This window comes from Aeromonas sp. R10-2, assembly GCF_040908445.1.
Classification (GTDB): Bacteria; Pseudomonadota; Gammaproteobacteria; order Enterobacterales; family Aeromonadaceae; genus Aeromonas; species Aeromonas veronii.
Genome location: NZ_JBFODS010000075.1, coordinates 1 through 19,501 on the forward strand (window position 1 = coordinate 1; position 19,501 = coordinate 19,501).

Consider the following 19,501-nt stretch of genomic DNA (forward strand, 5'->3'; position numbering starts at 1 on the left):
GGTAATCCCCCCGAAAAACTGAGGTGCTCATAAGTAGAATTTTCTCGTATCTTGAACGCAGGAGGTTCTACATGAAAACATCACGCTTTAGCGATGCACAGATCATCGCCATCCTCAAGCAGGCCGAGTCTGGTTCACCCGTCCCTGAGCTCTGCCGTGAGCATGGCATCAGCTCCGCCACCTTCTACAAGTGGCGCTCCAAATTCGGTGGCATGGATGCCTCTCTCATGGCGCGCCTCAAAGAGCTGGAAGAGGAAAATCGTCGCCTTAAGAAGATGTATGCCGAGGAGCGCCTAAAGGCTGAGATCATCTCCGAGGCGATGGCAAAAAAGTGGTGACGCCATCTGCCCGCAGGGAGATGGCGACCAAGGCTGTGGCTCATTACGCCATTTCTATCCGTCTGGCTTGCCAGGTGTTCAAGGTGAGCGAGGGTTGCTACCGTTATCAGCCCGTGCTGGCTGATGAAAACCAGGAGATTGCCGACTGGCTACTGCGCCTCACCGCCAACCAGCGCAACTGGGGTTTCGGACTGTGCTTCCTGTACCTGCGTAACGTCAAAGGCTTTGGCTGGAACCACAAGCGGGTCTACCGGATCTATCGGGCGCTAGAGCTCAATCTGCGGATAAAACCCAAGAAGCGGCTAGTACGCGCCAAGCCGGAGCCGTTGGCAGTCCCTGACCAACCGAATCACTGTTGGTCGATGGACTTTATGCATGACCAGCTCAGCGATGGTCGTTCGGTGCGGTTGTTTAATGTGATCGATGACTTCAATCGCGAAGCACTGTGCATCGAGGTGGATTTTTCCTTGCCTGCCTCGCGAGTCAAACGGGTGCTGGAGCAGGTCATCGAGTGGCGGGGCAAACCAGCCGCAATCCGCTGTGATAATGGTCCGGAATACATCAGCGAAGAGCTCAAGCAATGGGCGCAGCAGAAGAGGATTGCGCTGAGGTATATCCAGCCAGGCAACCCGCAGCAGAATGCCTACATAGAGCGATTTAACCGCACTGTGCGTTACGACTGGTTGGGCCATTACCTGTTTGAGTCACTGAATGAGTTACAGGAATTTGCCACGAACTGGCTGTGGGTTTATAACCATGAGCGGCCCAATATGGCGCTGGGCGGCTACACGCCGAAACAGCGCTTGGCACAGGCCGCATGACCTCTACTTTTGAGTGCTCCAAAAAATGGGGGGATTACCATCGGACGTTCGCGTCAATGGACTCTCCCACCATAACGGCCAGCCGCACTTCCCCCTCCAGCTGGCCGATCCTGTTTCACGGCAACAACCGTAATCAAAGCCTCTCGTTCGTCCGATTACGCTTCGCTAATCGAACCTACAGGGGGGTGATCAGCTGTTATCATTTGAGTCAGTCCCCAGCGCCACCACGCCCAAGAGGAAAGTCATGGATATACCTGCCGCCCCGTCCCCCGCCATCTGCCAGCAGTGTCAGGAGCAGGTCGATCTCGACTTCGACTTCACCATGGCCTTTCAGCCCATCGTCGATTGCAGCCAGCACACCGTCTTCGGCTACGAGGCGCTGGTGCGGGGGATCAACAACGAACCGGCGCAGAGCGTGATTGCCCGGGTCAACGATGGCAATCGCTACCGCTTCGATCAGCTGTGCCGGATCAAGGCCATCGCGCTGGCCGCCCGGCTCGGGATGAAGGGGATGCTGAGCATCAATTTTCTGCCCAACGCGGTCTACCGCCCGGAGCGCTGCATCCGCACCACTCTGCAGGCGGCCCGCGAGCATCTCTTTCCCATCGAGCAGATCATGTTCGAGCTGACCGAGGTGGAGCAGGTGCAGGACAGCCAGCATCTTCGCGGCATCGTCGATCACTATCAGGCGCTCGGCTTCAAGACGGCAATCGATGACTTTGGCGCCGGTTACTCGGGCCTCAACCTGCTGGCCGATTTTCACCCCAACATCGTCAAACTCGATATGCACCTGCTGCGGGGCATCGACCATGACCCGACCCGACAAGCCATAGTGCGCCACTGTCTGGCACTGTTTGCCGAGTTGCAGATAACCCCGCTGGCGGAAGGGATCGAGACCCGCGAAGAGATGGCCTGCCTGCGGGAGATGGGCATCAGCCTGATGCAGGGCTATCTGTTTGCCCGCCCCGGCTTTGAAACCCTGCCCGAGGTGGATTTCGCCAGCCTCTAAGCCATATCGGCCAGGGCTGCGCAAACATCCGGCTCCATAGCGCTGGACGACAAGCAGTTTAGCCAGCACCACTGCTATGATGCTGGCACCTGTTCATCAACGACCGAGATATCATGAAGCGCAAAACCATGGCCCTGCTGCTGGGCACCCATCTGCTGGTCGCGGCGGCAGGCTTTGCCGCCGGTGTCTACACCCTGCCGATCCTGATCGCGCCACCCGCCCCTGATACCGAGCAGGTAGCGGCCAGCCAGCAGCAAGCGAGATTCCACGGCACCTTTCGCCGGGATCTGAAAGACAGCGATCGGCTGCACTGGGGGGAAGGCAAGGTGAGCATAGGGCCGGATGCCGTCAGCCTGATGGGCAAGCTGGCCCCCGGGCCGGACTACCAGCTCTACCTCTCCCCCGAGTTTGTCGAAACCGAAGCCGATTTTGCCCGTCTCAAGGATCAAATGGTGCGAGTCGGGCCGGTGAAGACCTTCGACAACTTTATCGTGCCGCTGCCCGCCACCATCGATCCGGCCCGCTACAGCAGCGTGATCGTCTGGTGTGAAACCTTCGGCAAGTTCATCACCGCCGCCCGTTATCAGGATCTGCGTCCGGAGCAGTAACCTCGCCCCAGACCCGCACCATGAAAAAGGGCTGACATCGCTGTCAGCCCTTTGGCTATCCGCCTGCTCGTCATTAACGCTCCGGCTTGGTCATCTCCCGCAGCAACTGATCGATGCAGCCCACTACCTGCTCTGAGTTCTGCTCGATCTCGCGGTAGAGCGCCTCCGCCTCTTCATGCTTGTGCTGATTTTTCAGCTCGATAATCTGCTGGATCACCTGATGCAATCTGGCGTGGGGGGCGGCCATCGCCCTGAAGGCGGGTTGATCGCCACAGCATGCCTGCCCTTCGCTAAAGTACCAGTGGCCAAGGCGGCACTCCTTGTCACTGACCGCCTCGCTGCGCGACAGCCCCTCCTGCCCATCCAGATAGGAGCGCACCCGGGTCTTCCAGCCCATGTGAGCGGCGCGGGCGCGACTCAGCACCATCCGCACGTTGGAACCATCCTGGAACTGCCCGGCCAGATCCCCCAGCTTGTCCACCAGGGTCGCCACATGGCTGGCGATATGGGCGGTATCCCGCGCCACCAGCGTGGTGGCCTGGGAGATCTCGTGGACGCTGACGATATTGCGGGTGATCTCGTCGCTCACCGACGATTGCTCCTCCGAAGCGGCAGCGATCTGGGTGTTCATGTCGCGAATGCTGTTGACCGCCCCCTTGATCCGGCCGAGGGCTTCTCCCGCCTGATTAGCCCGCTCCACCGACTCCCCCGCTCGCGAGACGCTGTGTTCGATCATGGTCACCGTGGTGCCCACCGCCCGCTGCAACTGCTCTATGGTGCCGCGGATCTCGGCGGTGGAGTGCTGGGTGCGCCCGGCCAGCGAGCGCACCTCGTCGGCCACCACCGCAAAACCGCGACCCTGTTCACCGGCCCGGGCCGCCTCGATGGCGGCGTTGAGAGCCAGCAGGTTGGTCTGCTCGGCGATGGACTGGATCACCGCCAGCACAGAGCCAATCTGCTCGCTGGCCTTGGCGACCTCTTTCACCGTGTTGCCCGCGCTGGCGATCTCCTCGGCCAGCTGTTCGATCATGTTGACGCTCTGCTGCACCACCTCATCGCCGGTGACCGCCTGATTGTCCGCTTCGTTGGCCGCTTCGGCCGCCTGTGCCGTGTTGTTGGCCACCTCGTGTACCGTGCTGGTCATCTCGGTCATGGCGGTGGCGAGCTGGGTGGTCTGCTCCTGCTGGCGCGTCATGCTGCCAAGGTTGCCCGCCGCACTGCGCGACAGCCGCTCGCTCTCGCCAGCCAGTTCGCCCAGAGTGGCGGTGAGCTGGCTGATGGTGTCGCGGATCTTGGCAACAAAGCCATTGAACGCCGACCCGAGGCGGCGGATCTCCTCTGGCCCCGCCACCGGCAGCTTGCTGCCGAGATCGCCAGAGCCATTGGCCAGCGCCTCCAGCGCCTTGACGCTGTCGAACAGCGGTCGATTAATGCGATTGAGTGCAAACGCCATCACCATGGCAATCACCAGAACCCCGACCAGAGAGATGATCGCCATCTGCCAACCCTGACGCGCCAGATCGGCCGCGACCAGACTGTGATCCCGGGTCAACTCGATGATACCGACCACCTTGCCGGAGTAATCGCGCAGGGGCGCCGCCATCAAAAGCAAATCACTCCCCTGCTGCGTCATATTGACGAAACGTTCCTCACCGGCCAGTACCGGCTGATACCACTCCATCGCCTCACCAAGCCGGGATGTGCCAACCAGCGTCACCAGTTTGCCCTGCTCAAACAGATAGATGGCGAGCTGCACCTGCTTGTCCAGCAGTTGGCCAAACAGCTTTTCATCCAGAGCACGACCGAACTCCACCGAACCGACCGGCTGCCCGCTGAAGGTGACCGGCACGACCCCGCGCAAACCGGTACCAGCCACGCCAATCTCCAGCCCGCCAACGGCATGATGCTCACGATTCACCTCAACCACAGTGGGGCGAATGGCAGAGAGGTCATCACCGTGTTTTTCCGGCTTGTGTACCCGATAGAGGGAAGTGGCTGGCGGCAGGTGGAACTGGAACTGCTCGATCCCCTGCGCCTTGATGGCGGGCCAGAGCGGATCAAACAGATTGGCGAGGGTCTGCCAATCCTTGTCGGCCACCGCCCTGGCTGCATCCGGCCGCTGGGCGATCAGGGTCGCCGCCAGCACGGTTTCATGGCTGGTGTTTTTGATCACCGCTTCCACGTTCTGGAGCTGGCTCCGCAGTGCAGCCTGCTCGGCCGCGAGCGCCCGCTGGCGATTTTCAAACAGATTAAAGGTAAGCAGCACCACGGCGAGCAATACGATGCCGCCAATTGCCAGCAGCGTGATCTGGTGACCCAGCTTGCGAGGGGGGAACATAAGACACCATCCTTGACAGTCATACCCAACCTACAGGATGGAACGGTTAAGTCGGGAGTCCATCAGAACTTAACCCTTTGTTGATATTGATCAAACGATTAACAAGCAAAATGCGAGGTGGGTCAAACGGGGGGAATATTCACTCACAAGGCCGAGATCGGCACTGCGAGCCACAGGTTGAAAGTAACCCGCCCATAAACAAAAACCCCCTCGTGACAGAGGGGGTTTTTCGTGTTGGCAACGGGTGCGGATTAACGCAGCGGTTTGACCGAGCGACGGACGATCAGCTCGGGCTGTACCGTCATCGATTCCACTTCCAGCTCCTTGTTGCGGATCCGGCTGACCAGATGCTTCACCGCCAGCTGGCCCAGTTCGGCCTTCGGGTGACGGATGGTGGTCAGCGGCGGGCTGGAGAAGCGCGCCATCTCCACATCGTCGTAGCCGATGATGGAGATATCGTCCGGCACCTTGACTCCCGCTTCCCAGGCAGCGCAAATAGCGCCGATCGCCATGGGATCGTCGAAGGCAAAGACCGCGGTCGGACGAGGCTGCAGGGCCAGGATGCGCTGCATAGCATCGAAGCCGCTCTGGCTCTCGTAGTCCCCTTCAAAGACCTGTTCATCTTTGAGGGTCAGACCGTGCTCGCCCAGCGCATCACGTACCCCGTCCAGTCGCTGTTGAGTGGTCGGCTTGGAGAGCTGGCCAGTGATGCAGACGATGTCGCGGTGCCCCAGCTCCAGCAGATGGCGAACGGCCATGCGGGCGCCGATGCGGGCGTTGTCGTTGATGACGTTGGCGAAATCGCACTCCGTGCCCCAATCCAGTACCACCTGCGGCACATTCTTGTGGATGCGCAGCATGTCGCGCAACGGGGTGTCGATATCGGTACCCAATACCAGCAGGCCATCCACCCGTTTTTCCATCAGCATTCTCAGGTAATGCTGTTGGCGAGGCGGCTGGTTTTCGGTGTTGCAGAGGATCAGGCTGTAGCCCTGTTCGAAGCAGTACGCTTCAACCCCTTGCACCACTTCTGCGAAGAAGGGGTTTACGCTGGTGGTGACCAGCATGCCAATGGTCTTGGTCGAATTTATTTTAAGACTGCGCGCTACCGAGTTGGGCGCGTAGTTGAGTTCTGCCACCGCCTCAATCACTTTCTGGGTCGCGTCTTCGCTGACCCGCCGAGTGTGGTTGAGCACATGTGAGACGGTGGAGATGGATACGCCTGCGCGCGAGGCGACATCCTTGATAGTGGCCATCTCTGTCTCCTGACTGTCAAAGGCGGAACATTAGCAGATTTCCCGAATAAAGGCTTGGTTTTAACGAGCTCTGCCACGGAATTGTCAATGCCGGCTAATTTAGGCGCTCATTTCTGTTTGCGCAAATGGATTGTGGTCAAAATGGGAGCGCTGTCAGAGTAAAATATCGCCAGATTAATCCTCTGGCGTTTGTCAGAATCGCATCTCGTTACCAAGATGTTAAGTCAACAAATCAAAATTAAGCTCTGATTAGCTGAAAATAACAGGTCATTTATTTCAAAATCCGCCCATCCAACCCCCTCTGGTTAGTATCTTTAACAGCTTGTTATTGCCCCGTGAGGAATGATAGAACCATACCTATAGCCGGATGCACGGGATGTAGATCCGGAATGGCACACGGAAATGAAACAATCCACTGATTAAGGGACGAATCAATGCATAAGTTGAGCAAAATCACAGTTGGCGCAGCGGTTTCTTTGGCTCTGTTTGGATCGATCTCCATCGCTCACGCGGCAGACACCATCAAGATCGGTATCGCAGGCCCGGTCACCGGTCCGGTAGCCCAGTACGGGGACATGCAGTTCACCGGCGGCAAGATGGCGGTCGAGCAGATCAACAAGGCTGGCGGCATCAATGGCAAGCAGATCGAAGCGGTCGTCTATGACGATGCCTGCGATCCCAAACAGGCGGTGGCCGTCGCCAACAAGGTGGTGAACGATGGCGTCAAGTTCGTGGTCGGCCACCTCTGCTCCGACAACACCCTGCCCGCCTCCGACATCTATGAAGACGAGGGGATCCTGATGGTCACCCCCGCCTCCACCAACCCCAAGATCACCGAGCGCGGTTACCAGCTGACCCTGCGCACCATCGGCCTGGATAGCGATCAGGGCCCGACTGCCGCCAAGTACATCATCGAGCAGGTCAAACCCCAACGCGTGGCCGTTATCCACGACAAGAAGCAGTACGGCGAAGGGATCGCCTCCAGCGTCAAAGCGGCGCTCGACAAGGCTGGCGTGAAAGTGGTGGCCTTTGAAGGGATCACCGCCGGTGACAAGGACTTCTCCGCCCTGATCGCCAAACTGCAGAAAGAGAACGTCGATTTCGTCTACTACGGCGGCTACCACCCGGAGCTGGGTCTGATCCTGCGTCAGGCTGGCGAGAAGGGGCTGAAAGCCAAGTTCATGGGCCCGGAAGGAGTGGGTAACAAGGATATCTCCGCCATCGGTGGCCCGGCTTCCGAAGGCCTGCTGGTGACCCTGCCGAACAAATACGATCTGGTACCTGCCAACGCCCCGCTGGTCGCTGCGTTCAAGGCCAAGGGTCAGGACTCCTCCGGCCCGTTCGTCTGGACTACCTATGCCGCGGTGCAAACCCTGGCAGCCGGTATCGCCAAGGCGGGTGAAGATGACCCGGCCGCCGTGGCCGCCGCCATCAAGGCTGCGCCGATCGATACCGTGATGGGCCCCCTGACCTGGGCACCGAACGGTGACCTGAAAGGCTTCGAATTCGGTGTGTTCCAGTGGCACGCTGACGGTACTTCCAGCCAAGTCAAATAATCTGCCGATCGGGGGTGAGTACGCTCACCCCCTCCTCTCTTTGCGGGCAAGTACAGGGAACGCAGTATGTCCGAACACCTCCTCTATCTGGTTCAGCAACTGCTGAACGGATTAACCATAGGCAGCACCTATGCGTTGATCGCCATTGGCTACACCATGGTCTATGGCATCATCGGCATGATCAACTTCGCCCACGGCGAGGTGTACATGATCGGCTCCTATGTCGCGTTTATGGTGATGGCGGGGCTCATGATGATGGGCATCGACAGCACCTTTCTACTGCTGGGAGGCGCCTTCCTGGTCAGTATTATCATCACCGGCACCTATGGCTGGAGCATCGAGCGGGTCGCCTACCGGCCACTGCGCGGTGGCAACCGGCTGATCCCCCTCATCTCCGCCATCGGCATGTCGATCTTCCTGCAGAACATGATGCGGATGGCACAGGGCTCACGGGATATCGCCATGCCCAGCCTGATCTCAGGTGGCTGGACCCTGGGGGGTGAGGATGGTTTTCAGGCCAGCCTCTCCTATATGCAGCTGATTATCTTCGTGGTGACTTTCATCACCATGCTGGCGCTGACCCAGTTCATCGGCCGCTCCCGCATGGGCCGCGCCTGCCGCGCCTGTTCGGAAGATATCAAGATGGCCAACCTGCTGGGCATCGACACCCACGTAGTCATCTCCATCACCTTCGTGCTGGGGGCCGCGCTGGCTGCCGTCGCCGGGGTGCTGCTCGGCATGTATTACGGCGTCATCAACCCCTACCTCGGCTTTATGGCCGGTCTGAAGGCCTTCACTGCCGCTGTATTGGGCGGTATCGGCAGCATTCCGGGCGCCGTACTGGGCGGCCTGCTGCTCGGCGTGGTTGAAGCGCTCACCGCCGGTTATCTCAGCACCGAGTACAAGGATGTGATGGCGTTTGCCCTGCTCATTTTTGTGCTGCTCTTTATGCCGACCGGCATTCTGGGTCGTCCGGAAGTGGAGAAAGTGTGATGAAACATCAATTTATCCACGCCTGTATCGCCAGCCTGGTGCTGCTGGTGCTCTCTTTCTGGCTGCTCGGCTTCAAGCTGGAGACCGATGGCTCCAGCCTGCAGGTAGTGAGCCGCCTCGATGTGTCGCTGGCCTGGCTACTGGGGGGCGCCACCCTCGTTTTCTGGTTCCAGATGCTGCGCGGCCAGATCGCCAAGCTGTTTCAGGCCTCCATCAGCGGCTTCTCGGTCGGCTTTACCAAGCTGGTGCTACCGAGCCCGGAAGAGGCGCCCAAGCTCTATAACCTCACCGCCGTGCTGGTGCTGCTGTTCGCGGTGAGCTGGCCCTTTATGGCCTCCCGCGGCGCCATCGATCTCGCCACCCTCACCCTGATTTACATCATGCTGGGGCTGGGGCTGAACGTGGTGGTCGGCCTCGCCGGCCTGCTCGATCTCGGCTATGTCGGCTTCTACGCGGTCGGTGCCTACAGCTATGCCCTGCTCAACACCTACTTCGGACTGAGCTTCTGGGAGTGCCTGCCCATCGCCGGGCTGATGGCCGCTACCTTCGGCTTCCTGCTCGGTTTCCCGGTGCTGCGGCTGCGGGGGGACTATCTGGCCATCGTCACCCTGGGTTTTGGCGAGATCATCCGCATCCTGCTCAACAACATGACCACCCTGACCGGCGGCCCGAACGGGATCTCCGGCATTCCCAAACCGACCCTGGGGGGGCTGGAGTTCAACCGCACCGTCAAGGATGGGGGCTTTGATACCTTCCACAACTTCTTCGGCATTACCTACAACGCCAACCACAAGGTGATCTTCCTCTACCTGATGGCGCTGGTGCTGGTGGTGGTGACCCTGTTTGTCATCAACCGTCTGCTGCGCATGCCCCTTGGCCGCGCCTGGGAAGCGCTGCGGGAAGATGAGATCGCCTGCAAATCGCTGGGGCTCAACCCCACCATCATCAAGCTGACCGCCTTCACCATAGGCGCCACCTTCGCGGGCTTTGCCGGCAGCTTCTTTGCCTCCCGGCAGGGCTTTATCAGCCCGGAATCCTTCGTCTTTATCGAGTCGGCCATAGTGCTGGCGATTGTGGTGCTGGGCGGTATGGGCTCCCAGATCGGGGTGGTGCTGGCTGCCATCGTGATGACGGTGCTGCCGGAGCTGGCCCGCGAATTCAACGAGTACCGCATGCTGATGTTCGGCCTCTTGATGGTGTTCATGATGATCTGGCGGCCACAAGGATTGCTGCCGATGACCCGTCCGCATCTGGAGTTGAAGAAATGAGTACACATCAGAAGTTAATGGAAGTCTCTGATCTGTCGATGCGCTTTGGCGGCCTGCTGGCCGTCAACGGGGTCAAACTGGATATCGACAAGGGCGAGGTGATCTCCATCATCGGCCCCAACGGCGCGGGCAAGACCACCATCTTCAACTGCCTGACCGGCTTCTACAGCCCGAGCGGCGGCACCATCCGCTACAAGGGTGAGGAGATCCAGGGGCTGCCCGGCCACCTCATCGCCCGCAAGGGGATTGTGCGTACCTTCCAGCACGTGCGGCTGTTCAAGGAGATGACGGCGGTGGAGAACCTGCTGGTTGCCCAGCACCAGCACCTCAACACCAGCTTTATCGCCGGTCTGTTCAAGACCCCGGCCTTCCGCCGTGCGGAGCAGGAGGGACTGGAGCGGGCCGCCTTCTGGCTGGATAAAGTGGGCCTCAAGGATCTCGCCAACCGCGCCGCCGGTAATCTGGCCTATGGTCAGCAGCGTAGACTCGAGATCGCCCGCTGCATGGCGACCCGTCCCGAGCTGCTGATGCTGGACGAACCGGCCGCCGGTCTCAACCCGAAGGAGACCGACGAGCTGGACGAGCTGATCATGAGCCTGCGGGACGAATTCGGGGTCTCGGTGCTGCTGATCGAACACGATATGAAGCTGGTGATGGGCATCTCCAACCGTATCTTCGTGGTCAGCCAGGGCACCCCGCTGGCCCATGGCAAGCCGGATGAGATCCGCAATAATCCGGCAGTGATCAAGGCCTATCTGGGCGAGTCGTAAGGACAAAAAGATGTTAGAACTTCGCAACGTATCGACCCACTACGGCAAAATTCAGGCACTGCACGATGTCAGCGTCGAGGTGAAAGAGGGGGAAATCGTCACCCTGATCGGCGCCAACGGCGCTGGCAAAACCACCCTGCTGATGACCCTCTGCGGTGAACCCAAGCCCAGCAGCGGCTCCATCTGGTTTGAGGGGGAACAGATCAGCTCCCTCACCACCGCCCGCATCATGCGCAAGGATATCGCCGTAGTGCCGGAGGGGCGTCGCATCTTCGCCCGCCTGACGGTGGAGGAGAACCTGCTGATGGGCGCCTTTTTCGTCGACAAGGCAGAGCAGCATGGCCTGCTGGATCAGGTGTTTACCCTGTTCCCACGCCTGCACGAGCGGCTGGAACAGCGCGCGGGCACCATGTCCGGCGGCGAGCAGCAGATGCTGGCCATCGGCCGTGCCCTGATGAGCAAACCGCGCCTGCTGCTGCTGGATGAACCCTCGCTGGGGCTGGCCCCCATCGTCATCCAGCAGATCTTCGACACCATAGAGCTGTTGCGGCAGAAGGGGATGACCATCTTTCTGGTGGAGCAGAACGCCAACCAGGCGCTCAAGCTGGCCGACCGCGGCTATGTGCTGGAGAACGGCCACGTGGTGCTGCAAGACACAGGAGCCGCCCTGCTGGCCAACCCGGCAGTGCGGCAGGCCTATCTGGGCGGTTAACCCACTGACCAGCATGCCATATCGACAAGGGAGCCGCAGGCTCCCTTATCTTTTGTGGGGTTAGTTTGCGCCCAAGCTTGCGGTACACTGGCCCGTAATCAACCTATTCGCAGGACATCCCGATGGACCAGTTTGCCCATATCAATGCCCATGATGCCCACCAGAAACTGAGCGCGGGTGAAGCCCGTCTGGTGGATATTCGCGACCCGCAATCCTTTGAAGCGGCCCACGCGGTCGGCGCCTTCCACCTCACCAATGGCACGCTGGTGCGCTTTATGAATGAAGTGGATTTCGATACCCCGGTCATCGTGATGTGCTATCACGGCAACAGCAGTCAGGGGGCGGCCCAATACCTGCTGCAACAGGGTTATGACGAGGTCTACAGTCTGGATGGCGGCTTCGAGGCGTGGCGCCGGGAGTTTCCCATCGAGGCAGGCGAGGCATGATCCAGCTGCTGGTGCTCGACAACGCCCGCATGGCGCAGGCGCTGGTGGACTATCTGGCGACCCTGGGCATCTCCTGCGAGCTGACCCAGTCCGAGCTGGGGGTCACCATCTGGCTGGCGGACGAGCAGCGCCTCGCGCAGGCCCAGCTGGAGGTGAAGCGCTTTCTGGCCGAGCCTGGCCACCCGCGCTATATGGAAGCCTCCTGGCAATCCGGCCGCGCCGATGCCCGCATCGACTACAGCAAGGGGATGACGGATCCCATCACCGATTTCCTTCATCAGGCGGGGCCACTGACGCTGGTGGTGATCATCGCCTGTCTCGCCATCTACGGGCTCGATGCCATCGGCCTGCCAATCTACGATGAACTGGCATTCCACCCGACGCTGGCCCAGTTCACCGACTGGCAGGCGTGGCGTTATTTCACCCCCGCCCTGATCCACTTCTCGGTACTCCATCTGGTGTTCAACTTGCTGTGGTGGTGGTATCTCGGCGGCCAGATCGAGCAGCGCCTCGGCAGCGGCAAGCTGCTGATCCTGCTGCTGGTGGGCGCCGCCCTGCCCAATATCGCCGAGTTCTTTGCCAGCGGCCCGCTGTTTGGCGGCCTCTCCGGCGTGGTCTATGCCCTGCTAGGCTACTGCTGGCTGCGCAGCAAGCTGCAACCGGCCTGCGGCCTGACTCTGCCACCGGCGCTGATGGGCTTTATGCTGTTCTGGATGGTGCTCGGCTTCTTCGACATGCTCGGCACCAGCACCGCCAACATCGCCCACCTGACCGGCCTGCTGGTCGGCCTGCTGCAAGGCTGGCTGGATCGCAACCACCAACCGGACTGATTTTTCAGCAGCCGCAGAAACGAGAACGCCGCCCCGAAGGGCGGCGTTTGCTTGCCAGCACAAATGGTAAAAAGCCGCCGCGATCTCGGCAAAGTGAGGGAATTGTCGGTAGAATGTCCGCCAACGCTTAAGGAGGACATCATGATCGACCCGAAGAAACTGGAAGAGATCGCCAAGCAGGTGCACAACTCCCTGCCGCCCGGCATTCGCAGCATGGGTGAAGAGGCCGAGAAGAAGATGCGTCAGGTATTGCAGGCCCAGCTGGGCAAGCTGGATCTGGTCAGCCGCGAAGAGTTCGACGTGCAGACCAAGGTGCTGCTGCGTACCCGTGAAAAACTGGCCGCCCTCGAAAGCAAGCTGGCTCAGCTCGAGCAGCAGCTCGGCGCCAAAGGCGAATAACGAAAACCCCAGCTCGGCTGGGGTTTTTGCTTTGAATTGAACCTGTAAAAAGCATCACACCTGAAGCAGATACCAGGCTCGCTTGCCGCGTGCCTTGGCCTCATACATGGCACGGTCGGCCACCTCCAATGCCTGCCGGAAGCTCAATGGCTCCTCCTCCCACAGGGCGATTCCGATACTCAGCCCCACCCGTTGCGGGCAACCGGGTTTGGGCACATAGCCGTGCATCCGGCTGATCAGGGCGTCAGCCAGTTGCACCAGGCCATGGCTCGACACATCCCGGTGCAGATGCACCACAAACTCGTCGCCGCCGTAACGGCCACATAGCGCCGAGCCAGGCATAATAAGGCGCAGCCAGTCCGCCATCTGCTGCAACACCAGATCGCCGCAGGCGTGGCCCAGCTGGTCGTTGATCCCCTTGAAATCATCCAGATCGATAAAGAGCAGCGCCCCCGCTCCTTGCGGCTGCAGCTGGGCAAACGCCTTGCCAAACCCCTGCCGGTTGAGCAAGCCGGTCAGCGCGTCGCTGTTGGCACGCTCCGCCAGTCGCTGCTCATAAGCCTTGCGCTGGGTGATATCGATATGGGAGCCCATGATCCGCAGCGGCTTGCCATCGCCATCCCGATCGACGACCCGTCCCCTATCCCACAGCCAGGTGACCTCGCCTTGCGGATTGATGGTGCGGTATTCGGCTTCATAGAAGGGGGTTTTCCCCTCAAGGTGGGCAAAGTAGCTGCCCATGGCATGGGCGCGATCGTCGGGATGGAGCTTGGCGCTCCACTGATCGAAATGAGGGGCCATGTCACCGGCCTGAAAGTTCTGCAGATTGAAGACCCGCAGCTCGCCGGTGGGAATGGTGCCCTGCCAGAGACAGATGCCGGTGCCATCGAGGGCGGCATTGAGCTTCTCCTGCAACAGGCCGTTTTCATGCTGCAAAGCGGCGATCTCTGCCTGCAAACGAGCCATTTCACCGCCATGAGGGGACGGGATCAGCGTTGCGACCCGCTCGACAGAGCCGGTCTCTCCCCTGTCATCCTCCGCAGATGCCCTGCCCTCTTCACTCAACACTGCGCCTCCTTGTGCTTGCTCTATGGATGCTCTTGTCAATCTCTCACAAAGATGCCATCAGCTACGTTTGATTAGTAGCCATTCATAGTCAAAATATTGAAAAATAATGGGATAACGCCGCGATAATCCAACCATTCAGGGCGATCCGATACTGCGGCAGCCACAAAAAAAAGCCCCCGGCAAAACCGGGGGCTGCGTCATCCAAGCGGGGATCCCGTCAGATAAATTCGTAGGCATCACCAAAGATGCGCTCCGGCTCGGCGCCGAGGATCTTGAACTCCTCCCGCGCGGCACCCGCCATCTCGAAACGGCCGGCGACATAGATGTCGTAGTCGTGGAGGCTGACGAAGTCATCCATGATCGCCTTGTGCACCAGCCCGCTCTTGCCAGTCCAGTCAGCGTCAGGCTCCTGCACCACCGGGATAAAGGTGAGCGGCGCATAGTCACGCTCCCACTGCTGCATCTGCTCCAGTTCGTAGAGCCAGTGAGTCTGACGCACACCCCAGTAGAAGAACACCGGACGCTTGCTGCCCGTGTCGATCAGGTACTCCAGAATGGAGCGGGCGTAAGAGAAGCCGGTGCCGCCCGCCATCAGGATCAGCGGACGGGGAGATTCATCGCGCAGGAACGCCTTGCCAGCCGGCAATTCGACCTCGATCTCCCCCTGCTCGCGCATGCGGGCAAGCACCTGACCGGCGTAGGCGTTTTCGGGAGTGGCACCAATTTGCAGCTCCAGCACGCCCGGGCGGGTCGGCGAGTTGGCGATGGAGAAGGGGCGCTTGTCCGAATCGCTCATCACCACCAGCAGATACTGGCCCGGCTTGAAGCTGATAGCTTGCTGCGGCGTCAGGGCCACATGCCAGATGGTGTCGACATATTCGCGCAGTTCCTCTACGCGGCATTTGATACGTTGCATTCTTGTCCTTGTGGCGGGCTCGCTCGGCCCGCTTCGCTCATTGTTTCACTATGGAGTGACGACCAGCAGCCCTGGCCCCGTCAGTCGAGAATACTCAAATCAGTGCGGATCGCATCACTTTTTGCAGCAAAGCTGTCATGTTTGCCTCATCCGAGGATATTGAGCTCATCCCAGATGGCATCAACCTTCTGCTTCACCGCCTCATCCTGAACTATGGGCTGACCCCACTCCCGATTGGTCTCGCCCGGCCACTTGTTGGTGGCATCCAGCCCCATCTTGGAGCCGAGGCCGGAGACCGGCGAGGCGAAGTCCAGATAGTCGATCGGGGTGTGCTCGATCAAGGTGGTGTCCCGTGCCGGGTCCATCCGGGTGGTAATGGCCCAGATCACATCCTTCCAGTCGCGGGCGTTGACGTCGTCATCACACACCACCACGAACTTGGTGTACATGAACTGGCGCAGGAAGGACCAGACCCCCAGCATCACCCGCTTGGCGTGGCCCGGGTAACGCTTCTTGATGGTCACCACCGCCATCCGGTAGGAGCACCCCTCCGGCGGCAGATAGAAGTCCACAATCTCGGGAAACTGCTTCTGCAGCAGCGGCACGAACACCTCGTTCAGCGCCAGACCCAGCACCGCCGGTTCATCGGGCGGACGGCCGGTGTAGGTGCTGTGATAGATGGCATCGCGCCGCTTGGTGATGTGGGTGATGGTGAAGACTGGGAACTCGTCCACCTCGTTATAGTAACCGGTGTGGTCGCCATAGGGGCCTTCCGGCGCCATCTCACCCGGCTCCAGATACCCTTCCAGCACAATCTCGGCGCTGGCGGGTACCTCCAAATCGCAGCTGATGGCCTTGATCACTTCGGTACGGCTGCCGCGCAGCAGACCGGCAAAGGCATATTCGGAGAGAGTATCCGGCACCGGCGTCACCGCGCCGAGAATGGTCGCCGGATCGGCACCGAGCGCCACCACCACCGGGAATCGCTCACCGGGATGGGCCTCCTGCCACTCGCGAAAATCGATGGCACCGCCACGGTGATCCAGCCAGCGCATGATCAGCTTGTTTTTGGCGATCTTCTGCTGGCGATAGATGCCGAGGTTCTGGCGCTTCTTGTAGGGGCCGCGGGTGATGGTGAGGCCCCAGGTGACCAGCGGCGCCACATCGCCGGGCCAGCAGTGCTGGATCGGGATCTGGTCGAGATCGACCGCCTCTCCCTCCTGCACCACCTGCTGGCAGGGGGCGGAAGAGAGGCGCTTGGTCGGCATGTTGAGCACCTGCTTGAAGATCGGCAGCTTCTCCATCAGCTCCTTGAATCCCTTGGGCGGCTCGGGCTCCTTGAGATAGGAGAGCCAGACCCCGACCTGACGCAGGGCGCCCACATCGGGCTGGCCCATGCCCATGGCAACCCGATCCGGGGTACCGAACAGGTTGGTCAGCACCGGCATGGTGTAGCCTTTGGGATTTTCGAACAGCAGAGCCGGGCCACCCGCACGCAGGGTGCGATCGCTGATCTCGGTCATCTCCAGATAGGGATCTATCTCGCGGGTGATCCGCTTGAGTTGTCCGTTTTGTTCCAGCTGCGCGATGAAATCACGCAAATCCTTGTATTTCATGCAAGTTCCCAACCGGGTTCAGGAGGTCACGCATTATAACCCTGGCTGCCCATCGGGTGTACCCGAATCGGGTAGCAGACTCGGTGCAATGGGTGGCACGTCACGATGGCCGAGGCGTCTGGCCAGTGCAGAGAGCAGCTGGGGCTCGTCCACCTCCATCAACAGACCGGCCACCAGCGCCCCGTATTGACGGTTGGAGAGTTCCGCCAGCAGGTATTTCTGGGCTTGCGGCGGCAAGGGGGAGAGTGCGCTCAGCTGCCGCAGGGCGGCTCCCTTCAACCCCTCGTTGCCACTGGCGGCAATCAGCAGATCGCTGGCAGCACTGCCGTGATGAAAGCGGTTAATGGTGGAGAGTGCGCGCAGCGCATCCTGATCTGCCGGCCGCCGCCACAGCATGCTATAGAGCGCCGGTTCGCCGGTGCGCTGCAACAGATGGAACAACAGGTGATTGTCGGGCAGATAGATATTCTGGCTGGCCAGCGCTTGCGCCTCCCGCATCCAGATCGGCTGCGGCAAGGTGTCGAGGGCCAGCAACAGGGCTTGCTGCTGCATGGCGAGATCGGGGTTACTGCTGTAGTAGATGGACTTTAGCTGGAAGCTGCCCTGGGCAAGCAGCTGCCGATAGCGATGCATCAGTGATTGCAACTGCCACTCCCCCAGCAACTGACGGGCCTGCGCGGCAAAATCATAGACAGGTTGCTGCACCAGAAAACCGTCGACCTGCTGCTCCATGAGCCACTCGGGGGCCTTGTCGGCCTGAGCCTCGACCCACTGTTGCAACGCAGGGGATGCAGGGGTGGTAGCGGGAATATCCCGCAGCAGCTGCAACAGCAGGAACTCCCGCCGCTCGCGACTCAGGGTCGCCAGCAGAGAGTCGATGGCTGCAAATTGCCCCTCCTGCAGACGGCCCGCCAGATAGCGCTGGTGCGTCTGCAACGTCTCGGCTGTCACCCCGACCGGTGCACTCTGCGCGCAGGCTGGCATTGCACTCAGCAACCCCAGCAATAACCAGAAAACAGGCTTCATGACGTCTCCATCCATGTGACATCGGGATCTCATACTACTAGGGCGACCGGAAAACAGATAAACAAAAACCGCGACCAGGGCCGCGGTTTCGTCATTTTCTGACCGGACTTACTTCTGCTGGCGCCGCATGGCGTCGAAGAACTCGTCGTTGGTCTTGGTCATCGCCAGCTTGTCGATGAGGAACTCGATACCGTCGATCTCGCCCATCGGGTGGACAATCTTGCGCAGGATCCACATCTTCTGCAGCTCGTCACCGGAGGTGAGCAACTCTTCCTTACGGGTGCCTGAGCGGGTGATGTCGATAGCCGGGTAGACGCGCTTCTCGGCAATCTTGCGCGAGAGGTGCAGTTCCATGTTGCCGGTACCCTTGAACTCTTCGTAGATAACCTCGTCCATCTTGGAGCCGGTATCGATCAGCGCGGTGGCGATGATGGTCAGGCTGCCGCCCTCTTCAACATTACGCGCGGCGCCGAAGAAGCGCTTGGGACGGTGCAGGGCGTTGGCATCCACACCACCGGTCAGTACCTTGCCGGATGACGGGATAACTGTGTTGTAGGCGCGAGCAAGACGGGTGATGGAGTCCAGCAGGATCACCACATCTTTCTTGTGCTCGACCAGACGCTTGGCCTTCTCGATCACCATTTCGGCAACCTGAACGTGACGGGAAGCAGGTTCGTCAAAGGTGGAAGCGATCACTTCACCTTTCACCATGCGCTGCATCTCGGTCACTTCTTCCGGACGCTCGTCGATCAGCAGAACGATCAGTTCACAGTCCGGGTGGTTGTAGGCGATGCTCTGGGCGATGTTCTGCAGCAGCATGGTCTTACCGGCCTTGGGCGGCGCCACGATCAGGCCACGCTGGCCTTTACCGATGGGGGAAGCCAGATCCAGTACACGGGCGGTGATATCTTCAGTAGAGCCGTTACCCCGTTCCATACGCAGACGTTCGTTGGCATGCAGGGGGGTAAGGTTTTCAAACAGGATCTTGTTGCGGGAGTTTTCCGGACGGTCGTAGTTGACCTCATTGACCTTGAGCAGTGCGAAGTAGCGTTCGCCCTCTTTCGGTGGCCGGATCTTGCCGGAGATGGTATCGCCGGTACGCAGGTTGAAGCGGCGGATCTGGCTCGGGGAGACGTAGATATCGTCAGGGCCTGCCAGATAGGAGCCGTCTGCACTGCGCAGGAAGCCGAAACCATCGGTCAGGATTTCCAGCACACCGTCGCCAAAGATATCTTCACCACCCTTGGCGTGCGCCTTGAGGATTGCAAAAATAATATCTTTCTTGTGCGCCCGAGCCAGATTTTCCAACCCCATGGATTCGCCAAGCTTGACCAGCTCGGACACAGGAGTGTTCTTTAATTCAGTCAGATTCATAGTGGTGAAAGTCTGTAAGCAAGGATTGAAATGAGGAGACAGTCTGCTGGATTGATGCTGATCGGATTTGATTGCCAGGCTGTGGTTAGCAAAGAGTCAGGCAAAAAGGTTAGCAAACGAGCGATAAACTAGCACCAATCGGGATGAGCGTCTAGGT

General features: G+C 60.0%; 18 protein-coding genes. 11 read left to right on the top strand and 7 right to left on the bottom strand.

The window, feature by feature from the left end; all coding sequences use genetic code 11:
* The first annotated feature begins 71 nt into the window (after positions 1–71).
* The 3 genes from AB5Y97_RS15100 to AB5Y97_RS15110 all read left to right on the top strand — a co-directional run bounded on the left by AB5Y97_RS15100 (position 72) and on the right by AB5Y97_RS15110 (position 2,776).
* Positions 72–1,159, top strand: a protein-coding gene (locus AB5Y97_RS15100) for an IS3-like element ISAs22 family transposase (protein ID WP_088821966.1) whose coding sequence is annotated in 2 segments (ribosomal slippage) — positions 72–324 and positions 324–1,159 — 1,089 coding nt in all. Because the reading frame shifts where the segments join, the coding sequence is not laid out codon by codon here.
* 244 nt (positions 1,160–1,403) lie between these two features.
* Entirely contained in the window at positions 1,404–2,168 is a 765-nt protein-coding gene (locus AB5Y97_RS15105) for an EAL domain-containing protein (RefSeq protein WP_368158336.1), read from the top strand.
* A 113-nt stretch (positions 2,169–2,281) separates the two neighbouring features.
* Positions 2,282–2,776 carry a DM13 domain-containing protein gene (locus AB5Y97_RS15110; RefSeq protein WP_368158338.1) on the top strand — a complete coding sequence of 165 codons (495 nt, stop codon included), beginning with the start codon at positions 2,282–2,284 and terminating at the stop codon, positions 2,774–2,776.
* A gap of 73 nt (positions 2,777–2,849) precedes the next feature.
* Here AB5Y97_RS15110 and AB5Y97_RS15115 read toward each other — a convergent pair whose 3' ends face one another.
* Positions 2,850–5,114 carry a methyl-accepting chemotaxis protein gene (locus AB5Y97_RS15115; RefSeq protein WP_368158340.1) on the bottom strand — a complete coding sequence of 755 codons (2,265 nt, stop codon included), beginning with the start codon at positions 5,112–5,114 and terminating at the stop codon, positions 2,850–2,852.
* 251 nt (positions 5,115–5,365) lie between these two features.
* A complete protein-coding gene (locus tag AB5Y97_RS15120) occupies positions 5,366–6,370 on the bottom strand; it encodes a substrate-binding domain-containing protein (protein WP_005355925.1) in 1,005 nt (334 codons plus the stop codon).
* Positions 6,371–6,804: 434 nt separating this feature from the next.
* On the opposite strand from AB5Y97_RS15120, the gene AB5Y97_RS15125 reads away from it, so the two are divergent.
* The 8 genes from AB5Y97_RS15125 to AB5Y97_RS15160 all read left to right on the top strand — a co-directional run bounded on the left by AB5Y97_RS15125 (position 6,805) and on the right by AB5Y97_RS15160 (position 13,344).
* Positions 6,805–7,926 carry a branched-chain amino acid ABC transporter substrate-binding protein gene (locus AB5Y97_RS15125; RefSeq protein ID WP_005339442.1) on the top strand — a complete coding sequence of 374 codons (1,122 nt, stop codon included), beginning with the start codon at positions 6,805–6,807 and terminating at the stop codon, positions 7,924–7,926.
* A 66-nt stretch (positions 7,927–7,992) separates the two neighbouring features.
* On the top strand, positions 7,993–8,919 hold the full coding sequence (livH, locus tag AB5Y97_RS15130) for a high-affinity branched-chain amino acid ABC transporter permease LivH (RefSeq protein ID WP_005339439.1): 927 nt from the start codon (positions 7,993–7,995) through the stop codon (positions 8,917–8,919).
* Entirely contained in the window at positions 8,919–10,187 is a 1,269-nt protein-coding gene (locus AB5Y97_RS15135) for a high-affinity branched-chain amino acid ABC transporter permease LivM (RefSeq protein ID WP_005355922.1), read from the top strand. Before livH ends, AB5Y97_RS15135 begins: the two co-directional genes overlap by 1 nt.
* Positions 10,184–10,957, top strand: a complete 774-nt coding sequence (gene livG, locus AB5Y97_RS15140; RefSeq protein ID WP_005357323.1) for a high-affinity branched-chain amino acid ABC transporter ATP-binding protein LivG — start codon at positions 10,184–10,186, stop codon at positions 10,955–10,957. Before AB5Y97_RS15135 ends, livG begins: the two co-directional genes overlap by 4 nt.
* Before the next feature lie 10 nt (positions 10,958–10,967).
* Positions 10,968–11,669, top strand: coding sequence for an ABC transporter ATP-binding protein (locus tag AB5Y97_RS15145; protein ID WP_368158342.1), 702 nt, complete (start codon positions 10,968–10,970; stop codon positions 11,667–11,669).
* A gap of 122 nt (positions 11,670–11,791) precedes the next feature.
* Positions 11,792–12,115, top strand: a complete 324-nt coding sequence (gene glpE, locus AB5Y97_RS15150; protein ID WP_005355913.1) for a thiosulfate sulfurtransferase GlpE — start codon at positions 11,792–11,794, stop codon at positions 12,113–12,115.
* On the top strand, positions 12,112–12,945 hold the full coding sequence (glpG, locus tag AB5Y97_RS15155) for a rhomboid family intramembrane serine protease GlpG (protein ID WP_368158344.1): 834 nt from the start codon (positions 12,112–12,114) through the stop codon (positions 12,943–12,945). The genes glpE and glpG overlap by 4 nt, the downstream gene beginning before the upstream one ends.
* Positions 12,946–13,086: 141 nt before the next feature.
* Positions 13,087–13,344 (top strand): accessory factor UbiK family protein, encoded by a 258-nt coding sequence (locus AB5Y97_RS15160; protein WP_005339429.1) that lies wholly within the window; start codon positions 13,087–13,089, stop codon positions 13,342–13,344.
* A gap of 54 nt (positions 13,345–13,398) precedes the next feature.
* On the opposite strand, the gene AB5Y97_RS15165 is transcribed toward AB5Y97_RS15160, so the two are convergent.
* The 5 genes from AB5Y97_RS15165 to rho form a co-directional block, all read right to left on the bottom strand.
* Positions 13,399–14,412 (bottom strand): GGDEF domain-containing protein, encoded by a 1,014-nt coding sequence (locus AB5Y97_RS15165; protein ID WP_368158346.1) that lies wholly within the window; start codon positions 14,410–14,412, stop codon positions 13,399–13,401.
* 217 nt (positions 14,413–14,629) lie between these two features.
* Positions 14,630–15,328 carry an NAD(P)H-flavin reductase gene (fre, locus tag AB5Y97_RS15170; protein WP_368158348.1) on the bottom strand — a complete coding sequence of 233 codons (699 nt, stop codon included), beginning with the start codon at positions 15,326–15,328 and terminating at the stop codon, positions 14,630–14,632.
* A 146-nt stretch (positions 15,329–15,474) separates the two neighbouring features.
* Positions 15,475–16,944 (bottom strand): 4-hydroxy-3-polyprenylbenzoate decarboxylase, encoded by a 1,470-nt coding sequence (gene ubiD, locus AB5Y97_RS15175; protein ID WP_005357294.1) that lies wholly within the window; start codon positions 16,942–16,944, stop codon positions 15,475–15,477.
* 33 nt (positions 16,945–16,977) lie between these two features.
* A complete protein-coding gene (locus tag AB5Y97_RS15180) occupies positions 16,978–17,970 on the bottom strand; it encodes a hypothetical protein (protein WP_151286472.1) in 993 nt (330 codons plus the stop codon).
* A gap of 108 nt (positions 17,971–18,078) precedes the next feature.
* Positions 18,079–19,344 carry a transcription termination factor Rho gene (gene rho / locus AB5Y97_RS15185; RefSeq protein WP_005339417.1) on the bottom strand — a complete coding sequence of 422 codons (1,266 nt, stop codon included), beginning with the start codon at positions 19,342–19,344 and terminating at the stop codon, positions 18,079–18,081.
* Positions 19,345–19,501: the final 157 nt, after the last annotated feature.

Coding starts and splice junctions, on each gene's coding strand:
- AB5Y97_RS15105 (WP_368158336.1), top strand. CDS start 1,404: ATGGATATACCTGCCGCCCCGTCCCCCGCCATCTGCCAGCAGTGTCAG.
- AB5Y97_RS15110 (WP_368158338.1), top strand. CDS start 2,282: ATGAAGCGCAAAACCATGGCCCTGCTGCTGGGCACCCATCTGCTGGTC.
- AB5Y97_RS15115 (WP_368158340.1), bottom strand. CDS start 5,114: ATGTTCCCCCCTCGCAAGCTGGGTCACCAGATCACGCTGCTGGCAATT.
- AB5Y97_RS15120 (WP_005355925.1), bottom strand. CDS start 6,370: ATGGCCACTATCAAGGATGTCGCCTCGCGCGCAGGCGTATCCATCTCC.
- AB5Y97_RS15125 (WP_005339442.1), top strand. CDS start 6,805: ATGCATAAGTTGAGCAAAATCACAGTTGGCGCAGCGGTTTCTTTGGCT.
- livH (WP_005339439.1), top strand. CDS start 7,993: ATGTCCGAACACCTCCTCTATCTGGTTCAGCAACTGCTGAACGGATTA.
- AB5Y97_RS15135 (WP_005355922.1), top strand. CDS start 8,919: ATGAAACATCAATTTATCCACGCCTGTATCGCCAGCCTGGTGCTGCTG.
- livG (WP_005357323.1), top strand. CDS start 10,184: ATGAGTACACATCAGAAGTTAATGGAAGTCTCTGATCTGTCGATGCGC.
- AB5Y97_RS15145 (WP_368158342.1), top strand. CDS start 10,968: ATGTTAGAACTTCGCAACGTATCGACCCACTACGGCAAAATTCAGGCA.
- glpE (WP_005355913.1), top strand. CDS start 11,792: ATGGACCAGTTTGCCCATATCAATGCCCATGATGCCCACCAGAAACTG.
- glpG (WP_368158344.1), top strand. CDS start 12,112: ATGATCCAGCTGCTGGTGCTCGACAACGCCCGCATGGCGCAGGCGCTG.
- AB5Y97_RS15160 (WP_005339429.1), top strand. CDS start 13,087: ATGATCGACCCGAAGAAACTGGAAGAGATCGCCAAGCAGGTGCACAAC.
- fre (WP_368158348.1), bottom strand. CDS start 15,328: ATGCAACGTATCAAATGCCGCGTAGAGGAACTGCGCGAATATGTCGAC.
- ubiD (WP_005357294.1), bottom strand. CDS start 16,944: ATGAAATACAAGGATTTGCGTGATTTCATCGCGCAGCTGGAACAAAAC.
- AB5Y97_RS15180 (WP_151286472.1), bottom strand. CDS start 17,970: ATGAAGCCTGTTTTCTGGTTATTGCTGGGGTTGCTGAGTGCAATGCCA.
- rho (WP_005339417.1), bottom strand. CDS start 19,344: ATGAATCTGACTGAATTAAAGAACACTCCTGTGTCCGAGCTGGTCAAG.